The sequence below is a fragment of the Streptomyces sp. NBC_00258 genome (assembly GCF_036182465.1).
GTDB lineage: Bacteria > Actinomycetota > Actinomycetes > Streptomycetales > Streptomycetaceae > Streptomyces.
The window spans coordinates 5,362,729-5,386,394 of the sequence record NZ_CP108081.1 but is presented as its reverse complement, the minus strand read 5'-3'; the positions used below and the strand labels follow the sequence as shown (position 1 = coordinate 5,386,394).

Sequence of the window (23,666 nt, the reverse complement as noted above, 5' to 3'; positions counted from 1 at the left end):
CGTCAGGCAAGATCCAACGTCCGGATTGAGGGGAGTTCGCGCTCTATGTCGTCTCAGGATGTGGACGCACCGGTTGCGGTGACCACCGGCCTCGTGGTGCTGGACGGTTGCAGCACCGGTGTCGCCGACGTCGTACGGCTCGCCGACGGGACCGCACGGCCGGTCGCGGGTACCGAGGCGATGAAACGCGTCGAGGAATCCTGGGACGCCGCCCGGCGGATCGCCGCGACCGGGCGCGTGTACGGCCGCTCGACCGGAGTCGGCGCCAACCGGAACGAGGACGTGCCGACCGAGGCGGCCGCCGAGCACGGTCTGCGTCTGCTGCGCAGTCATGCCGGCGCCATCGGCGAGGAACTGCCCGCCCGGCAGGTCAGGGCGATGCTCGCCGTCCGCGCGAACCAGCTCCTCGCGGGCGGCGCGGGCCTGCGGCCCACCGTCGTCACGGCACTGTGCGAGGCGCTGGAGGCCGGCGCGTACCCCGTCGTGAACGAGTTCGGCTCGGTGGGGACCGGGGACATCGCGGCGCTCGCACAGCTCGGGCTGGCGTTGGCCGGGGAGCACCCCTGGCGGGGCGCGGACGCGTCGACCGGTGTGCGCGCGGTCGTGGGTGCGGGCGCCTCGGGAAGCGTGGGCGGTGGTGTGCTCGGAGGCGCGATCGCGGGAGCGGCCACGGGCGCGGTCGCCGGTACGCCGGAGTCCGTGGGCGCGCCCGAGCCCCAGCCGCTCGACAACAACGACGCCCTCGCGCTGATCAGCAGCAACGCCCTCACCCTCGGACAGGCGGCCCTCGCGCTGCACGAACTGCGCGGGCTCATCGGGGCCACCCAGGTCGTCGCCGCGCTGTCACTGGTCGCGGTGGACGGCTCGTACGAGGCCTACGCGGCGCCCGTGCACGCCGCGCGTCCGCACCGCGGTTCGAGTGAAGTGGCCCGCCGGATGCGGCAGTTGATCGGCGCCGCCGACCACCCGACGCCGCCGCTCGGCCGGATCCAGGACCCGTACGGATTCCGATGCCTTCCCCAGATCCACGGGCCCGCGCACGACGCGGCCGACGCCCTGGAGGAAGTCCTCGCCGTCGAGATCAACGCGGCCGCCGAGAACCCGCTGATCTGCGCCGAGGACATGGCCGCCTACCACCACGGCGGCTTCTACCAGGCCCAACTCGCCCTCGCCCTGGACCACTTCAGGCTCTCCCTCACCCAGGTGGCCCGCCTGTCGACCTCCCGCCTGTCGACCCTCAACGAACCCTCCTACACCCGCCTGCGCCCCTTCCTCGCCGACCACGAGCCCGCCTCCTCCGGCGTGATGATCCTGGAGTACGCCGCCGGGGCCGCCCTCGGCGATCTGCGGGCCTTCTCCGCGCCCGCCTCGCTCGGCCACGCTGTACTCTCCCGGGGCGTCGAGGAGCAGGCCAGCTTCGCCTCGCTCGCCGCACGTCAGACGCTGCGCGCGTGCGATGCGTACCGGCTCGTCGTGGGCTGTGAACTCGTCGCCGCCGTACGGGCGTTGCGTCAGCGCGAGCTGCGGCCGGATCCGGAGCTGCCGGTGGCACGGGCGCTGGAACTCGCCGAGTCGGTGCTCGACGCGGACCCGACCGACCGGCCGCTCACGGACGACGTGACGGCTGCGGCCGCACTGCTCGACCGGTTCACGGACATCTGGAGGGGGAGCACGGCATGAGCGTGGACGGGAACATGAGCGTGAATATGGGCATGGACACTGGCATGGAGACGGGCCTGGACGGCGAGGCGGGCGTGGATGGCGGGAGCGCGGGCGTGACGGACACTCCTGCCGGGCGTCTGCAGACGCTCTTCGAGGGCCACCGGCTCACCCCCACGCAGCGGCGCATCGCGCACAGCATGGTGCGGCGGGCCGCCGACGTGCCGTTCCTGTCGAGCGTGGAGCTCGCGGAGCTGGCCGGGGTCAGCCAGCCGTCCGTCACCCGTTTCGCCGTGGCCCTCGGCTTCGACGGCTATCCGGCGCTCCGCAAGCACCTGCGCGAGGTCGCGCCCGCCGAACCCGCGGCGGACACGGGCTCGTACAACGAGTACCAGCAGGCCGTCGAGGCCGAGATCGAGAACATGCGCCATCTCGCCTCCGTGCTCGCGGACCCGCGTCCCGTGGAGCGGGCGGGACGGCTGCTCGCCGCCTCACGGCCGCTGCCCGTCCTCGGACTGCGGGCGGCCGCGTCCCAGGCCTACGGCTTCGCCTACTTCGCCGCCAAGGTCCATCCGGACGTACGGCTGCTCCACGAGGGCGGCACGATGGTCCACGACCGGATCGACTCGGCCGTACGGGCCGGGGCCACGACCCTGCTGTGCTTCGCGCTGCCCCGGCATCCGCGGGAGGTCGTGGACACGCTGGCCTACGCGAAGGAGGCCGGGCTGACCGTCGTCACGGTGGCGGACTCGGCGTTCGCGCCGGTGGCCAAGGTGTCCGATCTGCTGCTGCCCGCCGCCGTCGGGACCGGGCTCGCCTTCGACACGGCGTGCGCGCCCATGCTGCTCGGGCGGGTGCTCCTTGAGGCGATGTGCGACGGGCTGCCCCAGGCGCAGGCACGCCTGGAGGAGTTCGACGCGCGGGCCGCCGCACGGGGCCTGTTCGTCGATTAGCAGTACCGTGTCGCGTTTTTTCGTTCGCTCTCAGACGTGTCTCACTTTTGCTCGCTAGCCTGCGTGCCCGAAAGAGGCGTCGATGAGTCGGTGAGGAGCGGATCGTGACGCGCGGAGGGCAGGGACTGGCGCGGGTGGCCGTCGTCGTACGGGCCGGGGCGGCACCGTTGTGGTGGCTCGGAGTGATCTCGGCGGGTGTGGGTGTGCTGGTGCCCGGGATCACCGGGCGCCGGATCGGGGTGATGGCGGGAGCCGCGCTCTTTCTGATCACCGCGGCCGTGGTGGCCCTGGTACGGCACAGGCGGTACGTGGCGCTGGTGGGCGGGGCCGCCCGGGCCGGGAAGCACGACGTGCTCCAGGACCGGGCCGTGACGGTACGGAACTGGCGGCGCGGGCACCGGTGGTGGCTGCTGCTCGCCCTCGCGGGAGCACTGGGCTCGGCGTTCGCCGTCCCTGCGGCCGGAGGGATGCTGCTCGCCGGAGCCGGGGCGGGCCTTCGCCTCAAGGCGGCCCGGATCGGACGGCTGGAACGGGCCGCCGAGTCGCTCGTCTGGGTCCGTGTCGACTGGCTCGGGCGCGGGGCCGGCGTTCCGGCGGGCAAGCAGGTCAAGGGCTATCGCGCCACGGGGATCGCCGCGGGCGACGCCGCGCCCGGTGGGGCGCGGCGTCGGGGTGGTGTGCTCGTCTGAGGTTCGGGGCGGAGTCAGACCTCCAGGTCGGCCTCGATCCTCTTCAGCTGGTGCCTGGCCATCGCGAGGTTCGAGCGCTTGGCGTCGAGCACCAGGTAGAGGAAGAGGCCGTTGCCGCCGCGGCCCTTGATCAGCCGGATCAGGTGGTACTGGTCGGACAGCGTGATCAGGATGTCCTCGATGTCGCCCTTGAGGCCCAGGTGCTCCATGGTGCGGATCTTGGCGCGTACGACGTCGGTGTTGCCGGCCGCCGCGACCGTGAGGTCGAAGCCCTTGCTGCCGCCGATCGTGCCGAGTGCCATGCCGCTGGTGTAGTCGACGAGAGCGGCTCCGGTCGCGCCCTCGATGGAGGCCAGGGCCTCTTTCAGTGCGGTTTCGGTGTTGGTCATGGTCGTGCCTGTCCTTTCGGTTCGGTGAGGCCGGACCGGTGAGTTCGGTCCGGTGAATCCGTGCTCAACGGCTCTTGCCGGTCGGCTCGGTGGTGGTGGTGCGCGCGACGCGCGCGGTTCGGGTGCGGGGCGCGGTGGGCTTCGCGGGGGCCCGCGCGGCCGGGGTCGGCCGGCTCTCGACCGCGGCCTCGACGAGCTCCGCGATCCGGGTTCCGGAGCGGCGCCCTTCGAGGTGCAGCCGGCCGACGTTCGCCCGGTCGCCGGCCAGTAGCGTCAGCACGGCGGACGGTCCCGCCGCGTAGGTCGCCAGATAGCCGTGCTCGCCGTGCAGCAGCAGCTCGCGGAAATCGCCCCGTCCGGTCGCGTCCGCCATGCGCAGGGCGACTCCCAGTGCGGCGGCGGTGAGCGCGGCGAGCCCCTCCGGCTCCACGCCCGGGGTGTCCTGGGCCAGCACGAGGCCGTCGACGCTGGCCGCGAGGGCACCCGTCAGCTGGGGCACTCGGGCCCGCAACCGGTGTAGTTCGTCGAGGACTTCGGCCTCGGCCGCCATCAGTTGTCTCCTCTCGGCACGCTGTCGGAGCGCGCGGATCACAAGGCCTCCAAGGCGTCTCTGAGCCGGCGCAGCAGGGCGACGTCGGGATCGGCCGACGCCTGCGCCGCCTCCGCGGCCTGCGCGACCACCGTGGAGACGGGGGACAGGGGGGCTGCGGGCGCTCGGGGCGCCCGGGATTCGTCCGGCCCGGATTCGGCGGGCCCGGACGCGATGGATCCGGACGTGATGGACCCCGTCGGGACCGGCCCGGACGCGGTCGTCGGCGATCGCGGCGTCACGATTCCGGCGGCCGCGAGCCTCCGGAGGTCGACCAGGGTGTGGAACCCCGGACGGCCGAGCACCAGCGAGATGTCCGACGCCGTGCGCTCACCGTCCACCTGGTCGAGGACCGTGCGCTGACGCGGGGGAAGGGCCAGGTCGACGGCACGGCCGGTCCGTACGAGCGGTCCGGTGTCCGTGCCCGGCTCCGGCCAGATGCGGTGCAGCAGATCGCGACGCCGCAGCGTCTCCCGCTCCACCGCGTCCACGGAGACCGGCCGTACGGGCCCGATCCAGTGCGCGACCCCGTATCGGAAGCGCGCCGGACCGCTGCTCGGGCCGAGCGTGAAGAACGCCGCGTCGTACAGCGCTCCCAGGTGGCACAGCTCAAGGGCGCCCGCCGTCAGTCGCCCGCTGTCCACCAGGAACCGTCCGACCCGCCGCTCGGCCCCCGCCTCCGAGACCGCCTCCCACCAGCCGTCGGAGCCCAGCGCGCCGCGGGTGGTGAGCAGCACGTCGAGCCCGGGTGTCGCGGGGCTCTCGGCGTGCACCACCTGGCCCTCGACCAGATACAGCACACCGCGTTCCCGCGTCAGGACGCCGGTGGCGCGCTCCTCGGCGAGACGGCTGAGCATCGGGCTGAGCGTGGGCGGGATGCCGGACCGTGGTTCCGCGCGGTTCGGGGAGCCGCGGTCCGGGGTGGTGCGGTCCGCCGGGACGTGGTCCGTCCTGACGGGATCCGCCGTGTCGCCGTCGGCTCTGTCGCGGCCGGGCAGGGGGCGCGCCTCCATCGTGGTCACCCCACCACCAGCCGTTCCGCCATCTCGCCCAGGCGTATGCGGGCCAGCGCGAGATTGCCGTCCGAACGACCCAGCCACAGATGCAGGAACACACTGCTGTCGAACGTCGTACGGACGAAGCGCAGGACGTGGTAGCTGTCCTTGTTGCAGATGATGAGATCCTCGACCGGCGGCTGTCCGCCGGACCAGTCGGCTCCTTCCTCGGGGGCGAAGGCCTTGTGCTCCGCGGCCAGGCGGGCGAGTTCCGCCGCCTCGGCCGCGGTGGCCTCGTGGTCCCCGTTGGGCGAGTCCCCGACCGTGCCGAGAGCCAGTCCGCTGGTCCAGTCGACCACCGAGGCTCCCCGGGCTCCGGGCAGTCTCATGGCCTCCAGCAGGCACTCGTCGATTCCGGGCACGGTGCTTCCCTCCCGCCCGTTGTGGTTCGGCTGAGTAACGCCGAAACTACGCAACGTGTGCGCGAGGAGTGATGGTTCTGGCATTTTCCTGTGGAACATGCCAGCGGCTGGCTAGAGTGTGTGGATTTTCCCTCTCAGTCCTCGCTCCTTACACGCAGCACCACCTTGTTCAGCGCCCACAGGCCCACCCCGACGGCCAGCAGCACTCCGGCGCGGATGTAGACGTCCGCGGGGCGGTCGGCCAGCGGGCTGGCGAGGATCAGGGCGGTGAGGGCGCCGAGCACCGGAAGCACGGTCGGCGTGCGGAAGTGCTGGTGATCGACGGGGTCGCGGCGCAGTACGAGAACCGCGATGTTGACCACGGCGAACACGCACAGGAGCAGGAACGACGTCGTGTCGCCGAGGCCCTCGATCTCGCCCGTGGAGACCAGCCCGATCGCGAGCAGCGTCACGAAGGCGATGCCGACCACGGGTGTGCGACGCGTGGGCAGGACGCGGGCCATGCCGCGCGGCAGGATGCGTTCGTTGGCCATGCCGTAACACAGGCGCGAGGCCATCATGATGTTGATCAGCGCGGAGTTGGTGACGGCGAACAGAGCGATGAGCGCGAAGAGTTTGTGCGGGAAGTCGACTCCGCCCGCCTTCACGACCTCCAGCAGCGGGCCGCTCGAACCCTCCAGCACCTTGTAGTCGACCAGCAGCGACGAGACCAGCGCCACCAGGACGTAGATCGTGCCCGTCACCGCCACACCGACGAAGATCGCCCGCGGGAAGGTGCGCACGGGATCCTTCGTCTCCTCGGCCATGTTCACCGAGTCCTCGAACCCGACGAACGCGAAGAAGCCCAGCGCCGTCGCGCCCAACACCCCGGTCATCAGGGCGTATCCGGTGCCGCCCGCCTCGAACTCGCCCAGCCGGGAAGGCTCCCCGTCGCCGTTCAGCACGGCCCACGCGCCGATCGCGAGGATGATCGCCAGGCCCGTCAGCTCGACCAGCGTCAGGACCACGTTCGTCTTCACGGACTCCGACACGCCCCGCAGGTTCAGGGCGGCCAGCAGCAGGATGAAGCAGATCGCGACGAGCGTCGGCGGCAGCGCGTCGCCCGTCAGCTCCGACAGGTAGTCGCCGCTGAACGCCCGGGCCGCCGCGCTCGCCGACGACAGGCCCGAACACATCACCATGAACGCGACGATGAAGGTCAGGAAGGGGACCTTGAACGCCTTCTGTGTGTAGAGCGCGGCCCCGGCCGCCTTCGGATACTTGCCGACGAGCTCGACGTACGACGCGGCCGTCAGGATCGCCACGACGAAGCCGATGGCGAACGGCAGCCACAGCGCCCCGCCTACCTTCCCGGCGACCTTGCCTGTGGTGGCGTAGATGCCGGTCCCGAGGATGTCGCCGATCACGAAGAGGATCAGCAGTTTGGGGCCGAGGACCCGCTTGAGCCCCGGGTCCTCGGCGGGCGCCGGTGTGCCCGCGGTGGTTTCTGCGGTGGACAAGAGAACCTCCCCCGATCGGTGATCCGTCCGGGGACGTCTTCCCTGCGCCGCGCGCGGGATGCCGGTCGGGAGCCGTCTCAGAGGTTCATCAGAGCTTCGCCCCGGCGTGGGCGCCTCAGAACAGGTCCGTCAGCGAGCCCGCGTGTGCCCCTCCCGACTCCGTCACGATCTCGTCGAGGGTCTGCGGTGTCCGGACCACGGCGAACCGCACCCCGCCCGCCCCGTCGGGCCCGAAACCGTAGATCCCGGGCCGCGCGAGGGAGTTGTACGCGTAGTGGTGCGCGAAGTAGTACGCGCCCGTGTCCAACGCGGCCGCGTAGTCGCCCTGTTCGAGCAACGGCATCGACCGCCCCTCCGCCAGCAGGTCGCCCGCGAAGCACGCGGGACCCGCCACGTCCTGCACCACGTCGGGCCCCGCCTTGGGCCGCCCCTTCGTGTCGTACGCGGCCACCCGCAGCGGCCAGGACTTCGGCGCGTACACCGTGCGCGCCGCCACCTGCACCCCCGCGTGCGTCACCGCGATCGCCCGCCCGCCGGCCGACTTCGCGTACTCGACGCGTGCCAGCACCACCCCGTGCTTGGCGAGCAGCGACCGCCCGAACTCCGTGACCAGCCCGTACCGCCCGTCGAACAGCCCCGGCACGGTCTCCGCGAGGAGCCGCGCGTACTCCTCGTACGTGGGCGTGTGCGCGTCCGACCCGAAGTTCACCGGCAGTCCGCCACCGATGTCGAGCGTGTCGATCTGCCGCCGCCCGGCCCGCTCGTTGATCTCCTCCGCGAGCCCGTACGTCTCCGCGACCGCGCGTGCCATCAACTCCAGCGGCATTCCCTGCGAACCGGAGTGCGCGTGCAGCCGGGTCAGCCACGGCCGGTCCAGATACGCCCGCACGACCCACTCGCGCGCGCCCTCGTCCCGCAGCGCGACCCCGAACTTCGAGGTCGCCGTCGCCGTCGAGAGCGCTCCGATCGAACCCCCGCCGACCTGCGGGTTCACTCGGATCCCGATGGGGGAGCGGGTCGAGGCCGAGCGTACGAGCGCGTCGAGGCGGGCCAGCTCCTGCGGGTTGTCCGCGTTGACCGCGATGCCCAGCGCGAGCGCCTCCCGCAGCTCCGCCGGGGTCTTGGCGGGCGAGTCGAGGACCGTACGGGCCGGCGGGACACCGGCCGCGCGGGCGAGGGCCAGCTCGCCCGGGCTCGCGACCTCCGCGCCGATGCCCTCCCGGTGCAGCAGCCGCAGCACCGGCACGAGAGGGGTCGCCTTCACCGCGAACGCGTGCAGCACGGGCGTCCCCGGTGCCGTCACCGCGTCGAAGGCCGCCCGCAGCGCCGCCGCCGAGGCCCGGATGCCGGTGATGTCGAGGAGCCCGATGATGGGGGTGGCGGGACCGACCAGCCCCTGTTCCACGGCCGCGCGAACGGCCTCGTCCCGCCGAATGCCCCCGTCCAGGGCCGGGCCCGGCTCCTCGTCCGAAGCGCCTCCCGGCTCCCCTTCCGGAGCGTACGGAACCGCGTCCAGCTTCTTCGTGGGGCCGTCCGGTTCTTCGCCCGTCGGGTCCCCGTCTCCTGTGCCTGTGTATGCCGCCATACATCCAGCCAAACATCCGTGCCGCGCCCGTGCTGGCCCACGAAGGTATTGACTAGTTCTATTCAGGAGATCAGGATGTGAATATCGACTGAATGACCGGCACCACCCGGAGCACTCACCAGCCGCCAGGAGGCAGACCATGTCAGGACCCCGCCCCGTCCGAGCACCGCGCGGTACGGAACTGAGCGCCCTGGGATGGCAGCAGGAAGCCGCTCTGCGGATGCTGCAGAACAACCTCGACCCCGAGGTCGCCGAGCACCCCGACAAGCTCGTCGTCTACGGCGGCACCGGCAAGGCCGCCCGCGACTGGCGCTCCTTCGACGCCATGGTCCGTACGCTGCGGACGCTCAAGCAGGACGAGACGATGCTCGTCCAGTCCGGCCGGCCCGTCGGCGTCATGCAGACCCACGAGTGGGCCCCGCGCGTCCTCATCGCCAACTCCAACCTGGTGGGCGACTGGGCGAACTGGGAGGAGTTCCGACGCCTGGAGGCCCTCGGCCTCACCATGTACGGGCAGATGACGGCCGGCTCCTGGATCTACATCGGCACCCAGGGCATCCTCCAGGGCACCTACGAGACGTTCTCCGCCGTCGCCGCGAAGAAGTTCGGCGGCACGCTCGCGGGCACGATCACCCTCACCGCCGGCCTCGGCGGCATGGGCGGCGCCCAGCCGCTCGCCGTCACCATGAACGACGGCGTCGCGATCTGTATCGACGTCGACCCGCGTGCCATCGAGCGCCGCATCGAGCACCGGTACCTCGACGTGAGGGCCGACTCCCTGGAGCACGCCCTCCAGCTCGCCGTCGAGGCCCGCGACGCCCGCCGCCCGCTCTCCATCGGGCTCCTCGGCAACGCCGCCGAACTGCTGCCGCGCATGCTCGCCGAGGGCGCCCCGGTCGACATCGTGACCGACCAGACCTCGGCCCACGACCCGCTGGCCTACCTCCCCGTGGGCGTCGACTTCGACGACATGGCCTCGTACGCCGCGAAGGATCCGGCCGGGTTCACGACCCGTGCCCGTGAGTCCATGGCCCGGCACGTGGAGGCCATGGTCGGCTTCATGGACGCCGGCGCCGAGGTCTTCGACTACGGCAACTCCATCCGGGGTGAGGCCCAACTCGCCGGGTACGAGCGGGCGTTCGCCTTCCCCGGCTTCGTCCCCGCCTACATCCGCCCCCTCTTCTCCGAGGGCAAGGGCCCCTTCCGCTGGGCCGCCCTGTCCGGCGAGGCCTCCGACATCCACAAGACGGACAAGGCGATCCTCGACCTCTTCCCGGAGAACGAGTCCCTGCACCGTTGGATCAAGCTGGCCGGCGAGCGGGTGCACTTCCAGGGGCTGCCGGCCCGGATCTGCTGGCTCGGCTACGGCGAGCGCGACAAGGCCGGCGAGCGGTTCAACGACATGGTGGCGAGCGGCGAGCTGGCGGCCCCGCTGGCCATCGGCCGCGACCACCTCGACTGCGGCTCCGTCGCCTCCCCGTACCGCGAGACCGAGGCCATGCTCGACGGCTCCGACGCGATCGCCGACTGGCCGCTGCTGAACGCCATGGTGAACGTGGCGTCCGGGGCGTCCTGGGTGTCCATCCACCACGGTGGTGGCGTGGGGATGGGGCGGTCCATCCACGCGGGTCAGGTGTCGGTGGCGGACGGTACGAAGCTGGCCGGGGAGAAGATCCGGCGCGTGCTGACGAACGACCCCGGGATGGGTGTCATCCGGCATGTGGATGCGGGCTACGACATCGCCGAGACCGTGGCCGATGAGCGGGGCGTGCGGGTTCCCATGCGGGAGGGCGAGTGAGCCTGCCGTTCGGTGGGGAGCGGGACTCTTCTTCCCCCACCCCGCCCCTTCCCGAATCCATGGGCTCTGCCCCTGGACCCCGCCGGGGGCTCCGCCCCCAGACCCCCGATCGGCCTGAACGGCCTCGTCCTCAAGCGCCGGACGGGCTGAAAACGCCTGGACCGGGCTCGAAGACTCAGCCGCGCTCGGCGTCTCCGTCCTTCCACGAAATGTGGCGGCAGCTGCAGCCCATCGGCCGGCACCCCGACTCCGGTGGGTACCGGCGGTTCGCCTGGACCGGGGCCGACCGTGACTGCCGGGACTGGTTCGAGGAGCAGGCCCGGGGGCGGGGGCTGACCTACGAGCTGGACCGGAACGGGAACCAGTGGGCCTGGCTCGGCGATCCCGCCGCGGGGGACGCCGTCGTCACCGGGTCGCATCTCGACTCGGTGCCCGACGGTGGCGCCTTCGACGGCCCCCTCGGTGTCGTGTCGTCCTTCGCCGCGCTGGACGAACTGCGGAGCAGGAACGCGGAGTTCGCCAGGCCGCTCGCCATCGTGAACTTCGGTGACGAGGAAGGGGCCCGGTTCGGGCTGGCATGTGTGGGGTCCCGGCTCGCGGCCGGGGAGCTCACCGTCGAGCAGGCGCGGCGGCTCCGGGACGGTGACGGGGTCAGCCTTCCGCAGGCCATGGAGGCCGCCGGTTACGACCCGGACGCCATCGGGGCCGACCCCGAGCGCCTGGCCCGGATCGGCGCGTTCGTCGAGCTGCACGTCGAGCAGGGCCGTGCCCTCGACCTCTCCGGTGACCAGGTCGGCATCGCCAGCGCCATCTGGCCGCACGGGCGGTGGCGGTTCGACTTCCGGGGCGAGGCCAACCACGCGGGGACCACCCGGCTCGTGGACCGCCGCGACCCGATGCTGTCGTACGCCGAGACCGTGCTCGCCGCCAGGCGGGAGGCTCGGCTCGCGGGTGCCGTGGCGACCTTCGGCAAGATCTCGGTCGAGCCGAACGGCGTCAACGCCATCCCGTCCCTCGTGCGCGGCTGGCTCGACTCCCGCGCCGCCGACCAGGCGACCCTCGACACGGTCGTGAGCGGCATCGAGAAGGCGGCCCGCGAGTACGCCGACGAGCACGGGGTCCAACTGGACGTCGTCCGGGAGTCGTTCACCCCCGTCGTCGAGTTCGAGCACGCCCTGCGGGACGAGATCGCCCGCATCCTGGGCAGGGAGAAGGAGGCGGACCTCAAGGTCCCCGTCCTCGGTACCGGCGCGGGACACGATGCCGGGATCCTCTCCGGATCCATCCCCACCGCCATGCTGTTCGTACGCAACCCCACGGGCGTCTCGCACTCGCCGGCCGAGTACGCCGCCGAGGACGACTGCGTGGCCGGGGTGACCGCACTCGCCGACGTACTGGAAGGGCTGGCCTGCACGTGAGCGCGCGAGGCACGACCTACTGGCTGGAGCACGCCTGGCTCGACTCCTACGTCGAGCCGGGCGTGGCCCTGGACGTGGACTCGGAGGGGCGGATCGCCGCCGTCCGCACGGGCGTCGACGCCCCGCCCCCGGGTGCCGAGATCCTGCGCGGCCTGACCCTTCCCGGTCTCGCCAACGCCCACAGCCACGCCTTCCACCGTGCCCTGCGCGGCACCGTCCAGGTCGGCTCCGGCACCTTCTGGACCTGGCGCGAGATCATGTACTCCGTCGCGGACCGGCTGACCCCGGAGACGTACCATGCGCTCGCCCGTGCGGTGTACGCCGAGATGGCCCTCGCCGGAGTCACGGCCGTCGGTGAGTTCCACTACGTCCACCACGCGCCGGGCGGCACTCCGTACGCCGACCCGAACGCGATGGGCGAAGCCCTCATCGAGGCCGCCGCCGAGGCGGGCATCCGCATCACCCTGCTCGACACCGCCTACCTCGCCGCCGGCCTCCTGAACACGCGCAGCGGGCAGCCCCCGAACCGGCACCAGCTCCGCTTCTCCGACGGCACCGCGGAGGCCTGGGCCGAACGCTGTTCAGTTCTCAAGGACCGGGATCACGCACGGATCGGGGCCGCCATCCACTCCGTACGGGCTGTGCCCGCGGGGCAGTTGGCGACGGTGGCGCGGTGGGCCGAGGAGCGGCGGGCGCCGCTCCATGTGCACCTGTCCGAGCAGACGGCGGAGAACGACGCCTGCCTGGAGACGCACGGCTGCACGCCGACCCGGCTGCTCGCCGACCACGGGGTGCTCGGCCCGCGCACGACGGGCGTCCACAACACCCACCTCACCGACGAGGACATCGCGCTGCTCGGCGGCTCCACGACCGGCACCTGCATGTGCCCGACCACCGAGCGCGACCTCGCCGACGGCATCGGACCGGCCGTCGCGCTCCAGCGGGCGGGCTCGCCGCTGTCCCTCGGCTCCGACAGCCACGCCGTCATCGACCTGCTCGAAGAGGCGCGTGCCATGGAGCTGAACGAGCGCCTGCGCACCCGCACCCGAGGCCACTGGACGGCGGCGGCGCTCCTGCGCGCCGCCTCCGCGGACGGTCACGCGGCCCTGGGCTGGGACGACGCGGGCATCCTCGAACCCGGCGCGCTCGCCGACTTCACGACGATCGCGCTCGACTCGGTCAGAACAGCGGGGCCGGTGCCACGGCTCGGCGCCGAGACGGCCGTATTCGCGGCGAGCGCGGCGGACGTGCGCCATACGGTCGTGGGCGGCCGCCATGTCGTACGCGACGGGGCCCATGCCCTGGTGCCGAACGTGCCGCAGGCCATGGCCGATGCCGTCGAAGCCCTGCGCGCCTGATTCCCGCCCCCGCCCCTGTCCCAGCTCCAGCCATCGCCCCCGCCGCCCCGAGCCCTCACAAGGACGCCATGAGCAGCACAGGCAGCACCACGAACGGCACGACGACCGTCATCACCAACATCGCCAGTCTGGTCACCAACGATCCCTCCCTCGGTGACGGCTCCCCCCTCGGTCTGATCCAGGACGCGGCCGTCGTCATCGACGGCGACCGCATCGCGTGGACCGGTGATTCAAGAGAAGCACCCGCCACTGACAACCGGGTCGACGCCGGTGGCCGCGCGGTGATCCCGGGCTTCGTCGACTCCCACTCGCACCTCGTCTTCGCGGGCGACCGCACGCAGGAGTTCAACGCCCGGATGTCCGGCCGGGCCTACAGCGCCGGCGGCATCCGTACGACCGTCGCCGCCACCCGGGCGGCGAGCGACGAGGAGCTGGAGCGCAACCTCACCCACTACCTCGCCGAGGCCCTGCGCCAGGGCACGACCACGTTCGAGACGAAGTCCGGCTACGGACTGACGGTCGAGGACGAGGCCCGGGCCCTGCGCATCGCCTCCGCGCACACCGACGAGGTCACCTACCTCGGCGCCCACATCGTCTCCCCGGACTTCGCCGACGACCCCGCCGGGTACGTCGCGCTCGTCACCGGCGAGATGCTCGACGCCTGTGCCCCTTACGCCCGTTGGGTCGACGTCTTCTGCGAGAAGGGCGCCTTCGACGGCGACCAGGCCCGCGCGATCCTCACGGCCGGCAAGGCGAAGAGCCTGCACCCGAGGGTCCACGCCAACCAGCTCTCGTACGGCCCCGGCGTCCAGCTCGCGGTCGAACTGGACGCGGCGAGCGCGGACCACTGCACGCACCTCACGGACGCGGACGTCGACGCCCTCGCGAGCGGCGACACCGTGGCGACCCTGCTCCCCGGCGCCGAGTTCTCCACCCGTGCCGAATGGCCGGACGCCCGCCGCCTCCTCGACGCGGGCGCCACCGTCGCCCTCTCCACCGACTGCAACCCGGGCTCGTCCTTCACGTCGTCCGTGCCCTTCTGCATCGCCCTGGCCGTACGGGACATGCGCATGACCCCGGACGAGGCGCTGTGGTCGGCCACCGCGGGCGGAGCCCGGGCGCTGCGCCGCACCGACGTCGGCCGCCTCACTCCGGGCGCGTACGCCGACCTCGCGTTCCTCGACGCCCCGAGCCATGTCCACCTGGCCTACCGGCCGGGCGTGCCGCTGGTCGACCAGGTGTGGCGGCGGGGCGTACGCGTGGTCTGAGGCCGGCCCCGGGCGGGCCGGTCGCTCAGCCCGCCTTGGCCCGGACCCCGTACATCAGCCGCCGCAGCACCGCCTCGGCCGGGCCCCGGCGCCCCGCGCGCTCCAGGGCGTACGCCCCCGCCACCGTGAGCAGCCAGACGCCGACCGCGAAGAGGGCCATGGTCCAGCTGGACAGGTGCTCGCCGAGGCCGAGGCCCCAGGCGGCCAGCACCGGCGCGAAGAGCAGCGAGTGCGCGAGGTAGCAGGACAGGGACCGCTTGCCGACCGCCGACACCGCCGCGACGACCGTGGCACCCGCGCCGGCACCCGCACCCCCGATCGCACTCGCCGCCGAACCCGCGATCTCGCCCGCCCCCACACGCGCCCTCCGGCTGGTCCACCAGTGCACGAAGAGCGCGACGGCCGCGACGTAACCGAGTCCGGCGGCGTTTCCGGTGACGTCCCGGAGAAGCGTGAGCGCTCCCTCCTCGCTCTGCGCGTCGGCCGGTACGTCCAGGGCGCCGACGTGCGCGAGTGCGGCGGGCAGCGCGCCGAGCCAGCCGACCGTGATGCCGATGACGGCCGTGCGGCGCAACAGGGTCCGATGGCGCCCGGGCTCCTCCAGGACACGGCGGCGGGCCGCCCAGAAGCCGAGCAGGAAGACTACGTACCCGCCGCCGGCCAGTGCCAGAGCGGAGGCCAGGAACGTGATGAACAGCCCGGTCTCCAGCCGGGTCCCGGCCGCCGTGAGCCAGTTTTCTTCCTGCGCCGCGTACGCCATGAAGCCGGGCTCCGCGCCCGCGTCCCCGAGTGTGCCCAACTCGCCCCGGAGCAGGGCCGATACGACGGGCTGGGCCGCGAAGAACACGATCAGTACGGCGCCGGCGCAGATCCACCCCTTCAGCGCGCGCTCGCTCCGCCGCAGGAACACCAGGCCGAGGACGAGGCTCAGCACCCCGTAGTAGCCGACGATGTCGCCCGCCATCAGCAGGGTGGAGTGCAGGAGCCCGATGACGATCAGCCACAGACTGCGCCTGCGCAGGATCCTGGCGGCGCCCCGCTCGGAGTTGCCGGCCGCGGTCTGCCGGAGGAAGAGCTGCATCATCCCGTAGCCGAAGAGGAACGCGAAGAGCGGATAGACCCGCAGGTCCAGCACGATGATCATGGTGAACTGCACCGCGTGGTCGAGCCACGAGCCGTCCGCGGGCTGCCAGCCGGAGGGCCCGCGCCGGGCCGCCCAGAGGTGGAAGGCGGTGTTGGACAGAACAATGAGCAACAGCATGATCCCGCGCGCGAGGTCGGGTGCGAGCGCCCGCTCCTCGGCCCGCACGCCCCCGCGTCGCACCGGCGTCTCTTCGCTCGTGGTTGTCATGACCCCACGCTAGGAAGGGCGTGACCTGGGCGACATCGGCCGGCGGTCCAGTGCCGACCGACCAAGGGATGACACCGAGTCGCGGGACCGCGACCAAAGTCGCCGCCGAACACCCCCTCGGTCAGAAACCTGGTCGGGTGCCCGGACAGGAACCCGGTCAGAAACCCCGTCACCCGGCCAGGAAGCCCGCCCAGTGGCTCAGGCGGGCCCCGCCCCCGCCCGCCACAACTGCTCCGTGCGCCCCGCGTCCGTGGCCAGGTCGAGGCCGTCGTCGCCGTACGGAGTCAGCGCGTGGTCCGGGGCGACGGCCGGGCGGATCACGCCGTCGGCGGTCACCGCGAACCTAAGGTTCACGGCGTTGCGGCCGCCGAGCGAGTCGCACTCCCAGATGCCCACGCCGTCGTCGGTCGCGCCGCGGCTGTCCAGACAGAAGTCGGGGTCCGCGTACGACTGCAGCGCGCCCCGGTCGGTGTCGACGCGCCAGCGCTGGGTGCCGGCCGAGGAGCAGGGGGCCGTGATGACGTCCGTGCCCTTCTCCATCTCGCCGTCCAGGATGTCCAGACAGCGGCCGGTGGAGCGGTTCACGACCTGGGCGTAACTGCCGTTCGGAGGCGGCGGCGGAGCGGACGGCGGGCGGGAAGCCGGGTGGGACGGGCTCGGGGACGCCGGCTTCGACGGGCTCGAACTCCTCGTCGGGGACGGGGAGTCGGAGCTGTCCGTGGGGGAGGCGGACGGCGCCGTCGGGACCGTGGCCGTCACCGTGACCGCCGCCGGGGGCACCGGAGTCCCCGCGCTTCCCGCGGTGTCGGGCTGTGAGCCGCCCGAGGAGACGAGGAAGAGCAGCAGCGGGGCCAGGGCGACCCCGAGCGCCGCGGAGGCCAGCACGAGGCGGCGTGAGGGCGGCCAGGCCGCCAGGGACCCCCAAGTGGCCGACTGCGTCTGCGCGGTGGCGTGCGAGCGGGCCGCCGCACCCGTGCCGTACGCCGTGCCGCCCCACGGCAGCAGGCCCTCGGCCAGGCCCGTGTGCGGGTCGTCGCGCAGCGCGGACAACTCCTCGTACGCGGTGGCGCAGTGCGCGCACTCGGCCATGTGGGCGCGCAGATCCGTGCTGTGGCGAGGGCTGTCGGGGCGTACCGACTCCTCGATCAGCCGGCGGAAGTCCTGGCAGCGCGGATCGCCGGAGGCGGCGAGATGGCTCTTCAGGAAGGACGCGCGCAGGGCCTGGAGCGCCGGCTCCGTTCCGTACGTCACGTCCTCGCGGGTGAGTCCCAGGAGGCCCGCCGTGTTCTCCTCGGGCTCCTGCTCCACGATCCCGTACCAGACGAGGCCCTGGACCCGGGAGGGGAGCGACCTGAACGCGTCGAGCAGCGGTGGCGTCGGGCCCTCGGGACCGGCCGCGCGCAGCCGCGCGAGGAGGCCGGGGTCGAGCCGGCCGGCCCGTTCGTCCCCGGTCCATGTGACGGCCACCCGCCCCGCCAGCAGCAGGAGTTGGTGCCGCCAGGCGCCTCCCGGGTCGGAGCCGCGCGCGGTCTCCTGGGCCGCGAGCGCGAACGCCCGGTCCGTCAGCTGCCGCGCCGCGGAGTCGGCGGTGGTGCACAGACGGGCGTACGCGAGGACCGCCGGCCGGTGGCGCACGCGCAGTTCGCGCAGTGCCGCGTACGCGGTCTTGGTGTCCGCGCGCAGCAGCTCGGTGAGCCGCGCGTCGGCCGCGCCCGCGTGCACGCCGCCCCCGCCCCCGCTCCCGATGCCGGCATCGTCGCCGGTCCCCTGCCCCTCGCCCCGAACCATCCACGTGCCTCCCTGCACCCCTGTGCGGCCCCCGCCGGACAACTGACATACCAGCCAGTTTGGCGGGTGACCATAGTGATGGAAGGTGAACAGTGAAGAAAGGGGTTCCCGTGGGTAACTCGGGGGATGCGAGGGTGCGGACCCGCGTGCCGCGAGGTCATGGACCCGGGCGATCCGAGGGTGTGGACCCGTGGGATCCACCGGCCGGAAGCCACGTCATCCGCGGGCGGGAAGCCGCGTGACCCGCGGGCGTGACGTCGCGTGATCCGCGGACAACGCACTCGGGGCCGGGCCGGATGATCCGGCCCGGCCCCGAGCGCACACCTGCGCGCCCTGTGTGCCGGTACGACCACACACCTCGTGCGGTGGTGCGGTGGTGGTGGCGACGGTGACCCTCACTCCTCGACGGTCAGTCCCCTGCGCAGCCGCACCAGCGTCCGCGAGAGCAGCCGGGAGACGTGCATCTGCGAGATGCCGAGTTCGTCACCGATCTCGGACTGGGTCATGTTGGCGACGAACCGCAGGGACAGGATCTGCCGGTCGCGCGGCGGGAGTTCGGCGATCAGCGGCTTCAGCGACTCGACGTACTCGATGCCTTCGAGCCCGTGGTCCTCGTAGCCGATCCGGTCAGCCAGCGCGCCCTCGGAGTCGTCCTCCTCGGGCTGGGCGTCGAGTGAGCTGGCCGTGTAGGCGTTCGACGCAGCCATGCCCTCGACGACCTCGTCGTTCGACAGGCCCAGACGCTCCGCCAGCTCTCCCACCGTCGGAGCGCGGTCCAGTTGCTGCGCGAGTTCGTCGCCCGCCTTGGCCAGGTCGAGGCGGAGTTCCTGCAGTCGGCGCGGTACCCGCACGGACCATGAGGTGTCGCGGAAGAAGCGCTTGATCTCGCCGACGATCGTCGGCATCGCGAAGGTCGGGAACTCGACGCCACGGCTGAGCTCGAAGCGGTCGATCGCCTTGATCAGGCCGATCGTGCCGACCTGGATGATGTCCTCCATCGGCTCACTGCGGGAGCGGAACCGGGAGGCCGCGAACTTCACCAGGGCGAGATTGAGTTCGACCAGGGTGTTGCGTACGTACGAGTACTCGTGGGTGCCTTCTTCCAGCGACTCCAGCCGCTCGAAGAGGGTCTTGGACAGGGCCCGTGCGTCCACTGGCCCGACCTCGGCGAAAGGCGGGATCTCCGGAAGTCCTGCGAGGCCGGCGTTCTCGTCGGCGGACTCGTCTTCCAGTCGTTCCAGAGGGGGTGTCGACGTCGCCCTCTGGGGCTGCGATGCGTCGAGCCGGGGTGACATGGTGTCCTCCATCGTTCTCGGCATATGGCTGCCGATGCCAATACGTGCACTGCGGTGTGCGGCGCCTCCAAAGCCGGCCGTGTCGAAAACTGTCTCTACTAGCCCTACCCGCTTTCGCGACTCTCTCGCAAGTGTGTTTCATGGCTAAATGTCCGTTTCTTGGCGGTTGTTCGGGTGTTGAAGAGTGCGAGGAAGGCGTAGGGTTCGTGGGCGTATCAACAGCCACGACGGTCGGAAGAGAGACACGGCATGGACCGCGGGACGGTCGGCAGCGCACAGTCGGGCCGGCTTCTGGTCGAGGTGAGGGAAGAGGGCGCTAGCGCCGTCGTGACCCCGGCCGGTGAGTTGGATCACCATACGGCGGATCTACTGCGTGAACCGATCGAGGAATACCTCGACCGCGGGTTCGCGCGACTCGTCGTGGACTGCTCACGTCTGGAGTTCTGTGACTCCACGGGGCTGAACGTGCTGCTCGGTGCCCGGCTGAAGGCCGAGGCCGCGGGTGGCGGGGTCCATCTGGCGGGCATGCTGCCGGTGGTGTCCCGGGTCTTCGAGATCACCGGGGCGGAGGCCGTCTTCACCCTCCACGACACGCTCGAAGAGGCTCTGAGCGAGCCCGGGTCCGACGGGTCCGAGGCCGGCAAACCCGAGCCCGAACCGGGCGACCAGTCGCACTGAGGCGCTCCCGTGAGGCAAAGTTATGCCTCGGTTGTGTCCGTGTGATCAGCGCGTTACCAGAGTCACAGCATCCATGCCGAATAAGTGGGTGTTCTGACGGTTCGGTCGGGCAGGAGACATCCTGAATATGTCAACAGACCGAACGGCAAGCGCGCGGCAGTCCCCGGACGACTCCCGGATCCCGAGTGTCCCTGAGCTTTCCGAATGTCCTGAATGTGCTGAGTACTGAGTCTTGAATCGTGAACTGGTGAATCGGTGAGGTGAAGCGCTGATGAGCACCACCCGGCCTTACCCGCCGGGCGACCGCGGCCCGGAACCGGGCGACGGCGGCGCTTCCGGGACGCCTCCGGGCGGTACGCCTGTCGTGCGTCGGGCCCGTCGGCTGAACTTCGACGGCGCGAGCGGGGTCGTCCCGCTCGCCCGCGACTTCGCCCGTCAGGCGTTGTACGAGTGGGGCTGGCTGCCCGCGGCCACCGCCGACCAACGGGCCGCGGCCGAGGACGTCCTGCTGGTCGTCTCCGAGCTGGTCACGAACGCCTGTCTGCATGCCGAGGGGCCGGACGAGCTCTCGATCGCCTGCGAGAACAAGGTGCTCCGCGTCGAGGTCTCCGACCGGGGCACGGGCCAGCCCGCGCCGCGCACCCCGCACCGGGCCGGCCGACCCGGCGGCCACGGGATGTTCATCGTGCAGCGGCTGTGCCTGGACTGGGGTGTGATCCGTACGAACGGGGTTGCGGGCAAGACGGTCTGGGCGGAGCTCGGGGCGCCGGCGTAGCCGTTCCACTGGGTTCGGCGTTGTCGGCCGGGTGCGCTGTCGGGTGCGTCGTGGCTTGTCGCGCAGTTCCCCGCGCCCCTTTGGGGTGCCTGCCCTTAGGTGCCTCTTGGGGTTACCCGCGGTTCGGTTTTTCCCCTTCCCTCACTTGATGCGCGTCGGATCCCCACGGATCCGGCGCGCACTTTGTCTTCCCTCGGCAAGGCCCCGGGCGTACCTTGACGGCCGATCTGATGTGCCGTCAGGAACGCCATCAGGAAAGCCTTCAGGAATGAGGGGACCGTGTCATACCGGATGTACCCGAAACGAACCGCCGCGCTCGCGACCGCCGCGGCTCTGGCCGGCTCGGCGGTGCTGATGGCCGCCCCCGCTGCCCAGGCCGACGTGGTGGACGTCAACTACCAGTGCAAGACACCCATCGGTGACAAGTCCGCCGTCTCGCCCATCGACATCAAGGGTGTCAAGAGCGGCAGCGGCTACCAGATCACCATGACCTTCGAGAAGGGCGTCTCGTCCAGCCCCGTCGACCTGGGCAAGGGCGCGATGAACCCGAGCGCCGTCATCAAGCTGGGCGGCGCCGATACCGGCACGCTGGCGGTCAAGGGGCCCGCCAACCCGGAGACCGTGCCCGCCAACACCCCGATCAAGATCACCGACCTCACGGGTACGTACACCCCGAAGAAGACCGGCAAGGTCACCTTCACACCGGGTGTGCTGACCATCAAGGCTCTCGGTACGACGACCACGTGCACGCCCTCCAACGCCCCGAAGGTCTCGCTGACCCTGGACGTCACCGCGGCCGGCGGCGGGACGACGGGGACGACGGGCTCCTCGCAGGATGCCCCCGCGGGCGGCGAGGAACTCCCGCAGACCGGCCCCGAGGACTCCGCGATCGCCCTCGGCACGCTCGGCGGCACGGTGCTGCTGGCGGGTGCGGCCGGAGTGCTGTGGCTGACCCGGAGGAACCAGGCCCACCGCTGATCCGCACGTCTCGTACGACCTGCACGACCTGCACGACCTGCACGTCTCGCACGACCCGTACGCCATCCGGAGCCGCCGATGCCGTTCGTACCGCCCACCGCCCGTGTTCTCTGTCTCGCCGCCGTCGCACTCCTGGCCGTTGCCCCGACCGCGGCGGCCGACGACGGCTGGTCCGTCGTGCCGTCGGCCGGCGGGCGGGACGCACGGCCGTACTTCTACGCGGAGGGCGCGCCCGGCACGGTCCTGCAGGACACGGTGTCGGTGCTCAACCCGGGCGGGAAACCGCTCACCGTGCGGTTCCGGGGTGCGGACGCCGACAACACGAGGAGCGGCGGATTCTCCGTGCGGACCAGGGCGACGGACACCGGTGCCTGGATCACCTTCGCCGAGCGGACCGTGCGGATCCCGGCACGTACCCGCGCGGACGTGCCGTTCACCGTGAGCGTCCCGGCGGGCGCCACGCCCGGCGACCACCCCGGCGCGATCGTCGCGAGCGCCGCCGGCCGGACCGCTGCCGTACGCGTCCATCTGCGGGTCGCGGGCCCGACCCTCTCCGCGCTCACCGTCGAGCACGTGCGGGTCACCGGCGGGCGCATCTCGTACGAACTGGTCAACCGCGGCACCACCGTGCTGACCCCGAAACTCGCCGTACGCGCCGAGGGGCTCTTCGGCGAGGTGCTGGACCGGGCCCCGCGCACCCTGCCCGTCGAACTGCTCCCCGGCCGCCGCGTCACGCTCACCGAGCCCTGGCCCGACCCGCCCGCGATCGACTCCGTCGACGTCGAGCTCACGGTCACGGCGGCGGGCGGGGCGCACGACGAGGCGGGAGTGTCGGCCCGGTTCGTGCCGTGGGGAGCGGTGACGGGCGCGGCGATCGGGCTCGCGGCGTGTGCGGCCGGCGGCCACTGGTTCGTACGACGTCGTAGGCGGCCGCGGGAGTCACCGGACGCCGAACAGCCGCGTACGGAAGTCGAGTTGACGGGAGCGGTGACGTGAGCGGGAAAAGAGGGGCGCGGATTCCGGCGGTTGTCGTGGTGCTCGCGCTTGTGCTGTTCCCCATGGCGGGGGCGACCGCCTCGGCGGCCGAGAAACCGGTGGTCAAGCTTTCCAAGGCCCAGGCGGGGACGGGCGGTTCGATCACCGTGGGCGGTACGGGGTGGCGGCCGAACGCGCTGCTGATGATGCTGATCTGCGGGCAGTCCTCGACCGACCGGGGTGTGATCGGCGGGACCAACTCCTGTGCCAACGCGGACGGCCGGGCCGTCACGACCGACGCGAAGGGCGCCTTCAGCAAGAAGCTTCCGGTCGCCGAACCGCCCAAGCCGTGCCCCTGCGTCGTGCACGTGGCGACGGTCACCGGGGAGAAGGCGGAGGCGGACGCCCCGTTCCTGGTCGCCGGACACGATGTCGAACCGCTGCCCAAGCAGGACAGCGGCGGACGGCTCTCGGTGCTCACCGACACCCGGCTCGACGGGTCGAGCGGCCTGCTCGCCTGGTTCGGCGCGCCGCCGTCCCGCAAGCTCGTCTTCACCGTCGGCAACGTCGGCACGACCGCCGTCAAGAACCCCGTCTTCCAGGTCGGCACCTCCCACGGCGTGTTCGCCCCCCAGTGGGAGGAACAGCAGTGGCGCGGCACCATCGGGCCCGGCGAGAAGGAACGGATCACCCTGCCGGTCGAGCTGACCGCCGGCGCGCACGGCGACTACACGGTCTCGCTCAAGTTCGGCGGCAAGGTGCTCGCCGAACAGCCGTGGGGCGTGGGGCGCCCCTGGGGCGTGACGCTCTTCTGGATCCTGGTCTGCGTCGTCGTACCGGCCGCGCTCTTCCGGATCGGCATGGCCGTGGTCGACCGGATCCGGCCGCGCGGCTCCGCGGGACGCGGCGGACGTGCAGGGCGCCTCGCGCGACCGGGGCGCCCCGGGCGTGGCGCGCACGGTGTGCGGCGCGGCGGTCTCCGGCTGCCCGAAGTCACCCTGCGCATGCCGAAGCTGAGCCTCACGTCGGCCTCCCCGGAGTCCGAGGCCGACACCACGACGCGTACGCCGTCCCGTACGAACCCGACGCTGCCCTGGTTCACCCCGGACACCGATCCCGGGGCGGCCGAGGCCGATCCGCTCTCCGCACCGCACGAGAACAGTCCGACGACCCCCACCAGGAAGGGAAACACGTGAGCACGCAA

Annotated in this window: 21 protein-coding genes; 12 read left to right on the top strand and 9 right to left on the bottom strand. The window is 72.0% G+C overall.

The annotated features are described in order from the left end of the window. Positions 1-45: 45 nt before the first annotated feature. From OG718_RS23840 to OG718_RS23830, 3 genes are all read left to right on the top strand, one after another. Complete coding sequence (locus OG718_RS23840) at positions 46-1,680, top strand: aromatic amino acid ammonia-lyase (RefSeq protein ID WP_143639069.1); 1,635 nt, start codon at positions 46-48, stop codon at positions 1,678-1,680. 44 nt (positions 1,681-1,724) lie between these two features. After that, complete coding sequence (locus OG718_RS23835; protein WP_328847818.1) at positions 1,725-2,612, top strand: MurR/RpiR family transcriptional regulator; 888 nt, start codon at positions 1,725-1,727, stop codon at positions 2,610-2,612. A 104-nt stretch (positions 2,613-2,716) separates the two neighbouring features. After that, positions 2,717-3,301: a hypothetical protein gene (locus OG718_RS23830; RefSeq protein ID WP_143639071.1), complete on the top strand. Its 585-nt coding sequence runs from the start codon at positions 2,717-2,719 to the stop codon at positions 3,299-3,301. 14 nt (positions 3,302-3,315) lie between these two features. On the opposite strand, the gene OG718_RS23825 is transcribed toward OG718_RS23830, so the two are convergent. From OG718_RS23825 to OG718_RS23800, 6 genes are all read right to left on the bottom strand, one after another. Further along, the gene (locus OG718_RS23825; protein WP_143639073.1) at positions 3,316-3,690 is read right to left on the bottom strand and encodes a hypothetical protein; all 375 of its coding nucleotides are present in this window, start codon (positions 3,688-3,690) and stop codon (positions 3,316-3,318) included. Positions 3,691-3,754: 64 nt separating this feature from the next. Then, on the bottom strand, positions 3,755-4,240 hold the full coding sequence (locus tag OG718_RS23820) for a roadblock/LC7 domain-containing protein (protein ID WP_143639075.1): 486 nt from the start codon (positions 4,238-4,240) through the stop codon (positions 3,755-3,757). Positions 4,241-4,278: 38 nt separating this feature from the next. Further along, on the bottom strand, positions 4,279-5,136 hold the full coding sequence (locus OG718_RS23815; RefSeq protein WP_328847817.1) for a transcriptional regulator: 858 nt from the start codon (positions 5,134-5,136) through the stop codon (positions 4,279-4,281). 161 nt (positions 5,137-5,297) lie between these two features. After that, positions 5,298-5,696 (bottom strand): hypothetical protein, encoded by a 399-nt coding sequence (locus tag OG718_RS23810; RefSeq protein WP_055617535.1) that lies wholly within the window; start codon positions 5,694-5,696, stop codon positions 5,298-5,300. 134 nt (positions 5,697-5,830) lie between these two features. Next, positions 5,831-7,195, bottom strand: a complete 1,365-nt coding sequence (locus OG718_RS23805; protein ID WP_306938498.1) for an APC family permease — start codon at positions 7,193-7,195, stop codon at positions 5,831-5,833. A gap of 115 nt (positions 7,196-7,310) precedes the next feature. Continuing rightward, entirely contained in the window at positions 7,311-8,780 is a 1,470-nt protein-coding gene (locus tag OG718_RS23800) for a diaminopimelate decarboxylase (RefSeq protein ID WP_328845119.1), read from the bottom strand. Positions 8,781-8,919: 139 nt separating this feature from the next. Between OG718_RS23800 and hutU the strand changes: the two genes are divergently transcribed. From hutU to hutI, 4 genes are all read left to right on the top strand, one after another. Further along, the gene (gene hutU / locus OG718_RS23795; protein ID WP_328845118.1) at positions 8,920-10,578 is read left to right on the top strand and encodes a urocanate hydratase; all 1,659 of its coding nucleotides are present in this window, start codon (positions 8,920-8,922) and stop codon (positions 10,576-10,578) included. 209 nt (positions 10,579-10,787) lie between these two features. Next, positions 10,788-11,996: an allantoate amidohydrolase gene (locus OG718_RS23790; RefSeq protein ID WP_260695303.1), complete on the top strand. Its 1,209-nt coding sequence runs from the start codon at positions 10,788-10,790 to the stop codon at positions 11,994-11,996. Beyond that, positions 11,993-13,354, top strand: a complete 1,362-nt coding sequence (locus tag OG718_RS23785; RefSeq protein ID WP_143639085.1) for a formimidoylglutamate deiminase — start codon at positions 11,993-11,995, stop codon at positions 13,352-13,354. Before OG718_RS23790 ends, OG718_RS23785 begins: the two co-directional genes overlap by 4 nt. A 68-nt stretch (positions 13,355-13,422) precedes the next feature. Continuing rightward, positions 13,423-14,622 carry an imidazolonepropionase gene (gene hutI, locus OG718_RS23780; RefSeq protein ID WP_328845117.1) on the top strand — a complete coding sequence of 400 codons (1,200 nt, stop codon included), beginning with the start codon at positions 13,423-13,425 and terminating at the stop codon, positions 14,620-14,622. Positions 14,623-14,647: 25 nt separating this feature from the next. Here the strand turns inward: hutI and OG718_RS23775 are convergent, their stop codons facing one another. The 3 genes from OG718_RS23775 to OG718_RS23765 all read right to left on the bottom strand — a co-directional run bounded on the left by OG718_RS23775 (position 14,648) and on the right by OG718_RS23765 (position 19,056). Continuing rightward, the gene (locus OG718_RS23775; RefSeq protein WP_328845116.1) at positions 14,648-15,973 is read right to left on the bottom strand and encodes a DUF418 domain-containing protein; all 1,326 of its coding nucleotides are present in this window, start codon (positions 15,971-15,973) and stop codon (positions 14,648-14,650) included. 198 nt (positions 15,974-16,171) lie between these two features. Continuing rightward, entirely contained in the window at positions 16,172-17,761 is a 1,590-nt protein-coding gene (locus tag OG718_RS23770) for an RICIN domain-containing protein (RefSeq protein WP_143639089.1), read from the bottom strand. A 395-nt stretch (positions 17,762-18,156) separates the two neighbouring features. Continuing rightward, the gene (locus OG718_RS23765; protein ID WP_143639091.1) at positions 18,157-19,056 is read right to left on the bottom strand and encodes an RNA polymerase sigma factor SigF; all 900 of its coding nucleotides are present in this window, start codon (positions 19,054-19,056) and stop codon (positions 18,157-18,159) included. Positions 19,057-19,305: 249 nt separating this feature from the next. Between OG718_RS23765 and OG718_RS23760 the strand changes: the two genes are divergently transcribed. The 5 genes from OG718_RS23760 (at position 19,306) to OG718_RS23740 (ending at position 23,658) form a co-directional block, all read left to right on the top strand. Next, positions 19,306-19,734, top strand: a complete 429-nt coding sequence (locus OG718_RS23760; protein ID WP_143639093.1) for an STAS domain-containing protein — start codon at positions 19,306-19,308, stop codon at positions 19,732-19,734. 271 nt (positions 19,735-20,005) lie between these two features. Next, on the top strand, positions 20,006-20,509 hold the full coding sequence (locus tag OG718_RS23755; RefSeq protein ID WP_143639095.1) for an ATP-binding protein: 504 nt from the start codon (positions 20,006-20,008) through the stop codon (positions 20,507-20,509). A gap of 291 nt (positions 20,510-20,800) precedes the next feature. Continuing rightward, positions 20,801-21,487 (top strand): LPXTG cell wall anchor domain-containing protein, encoded by a 687-nt coding sequence (locus OG718_RS23750; RefSeq protein ID WP_143639331.1) that lies wholly within the window; start codon positions 20,801-20,803, stop codon positions 21,485-21,487. 78 nt (positions 21,488-21,565) lie between these two features. Further along, positions 21,566-22,483, top strand: a complete 918-nt coding sequence (locus OG718_RS23745; RefSeq protein WP_328845114.1) for a COG1470 family protein — start codon at positions 21,566-21,568, stop codon at positions 22,481-22,483. Beyond that, entirely contained in the window at positions 22,480-23,658 is a 1,179-nt protein-coding gene (locus OG718_RS23740; protein ID WP_328845113.1) for a hypothetical protein, read from the top strand. The genes OG718_RS23745 and OG718_RS23740 overlap by 4 nt, the downstream gene beginning before the upstream one ends. Positions 23,659-23,666: the final 8 nt, after the last annotated feature.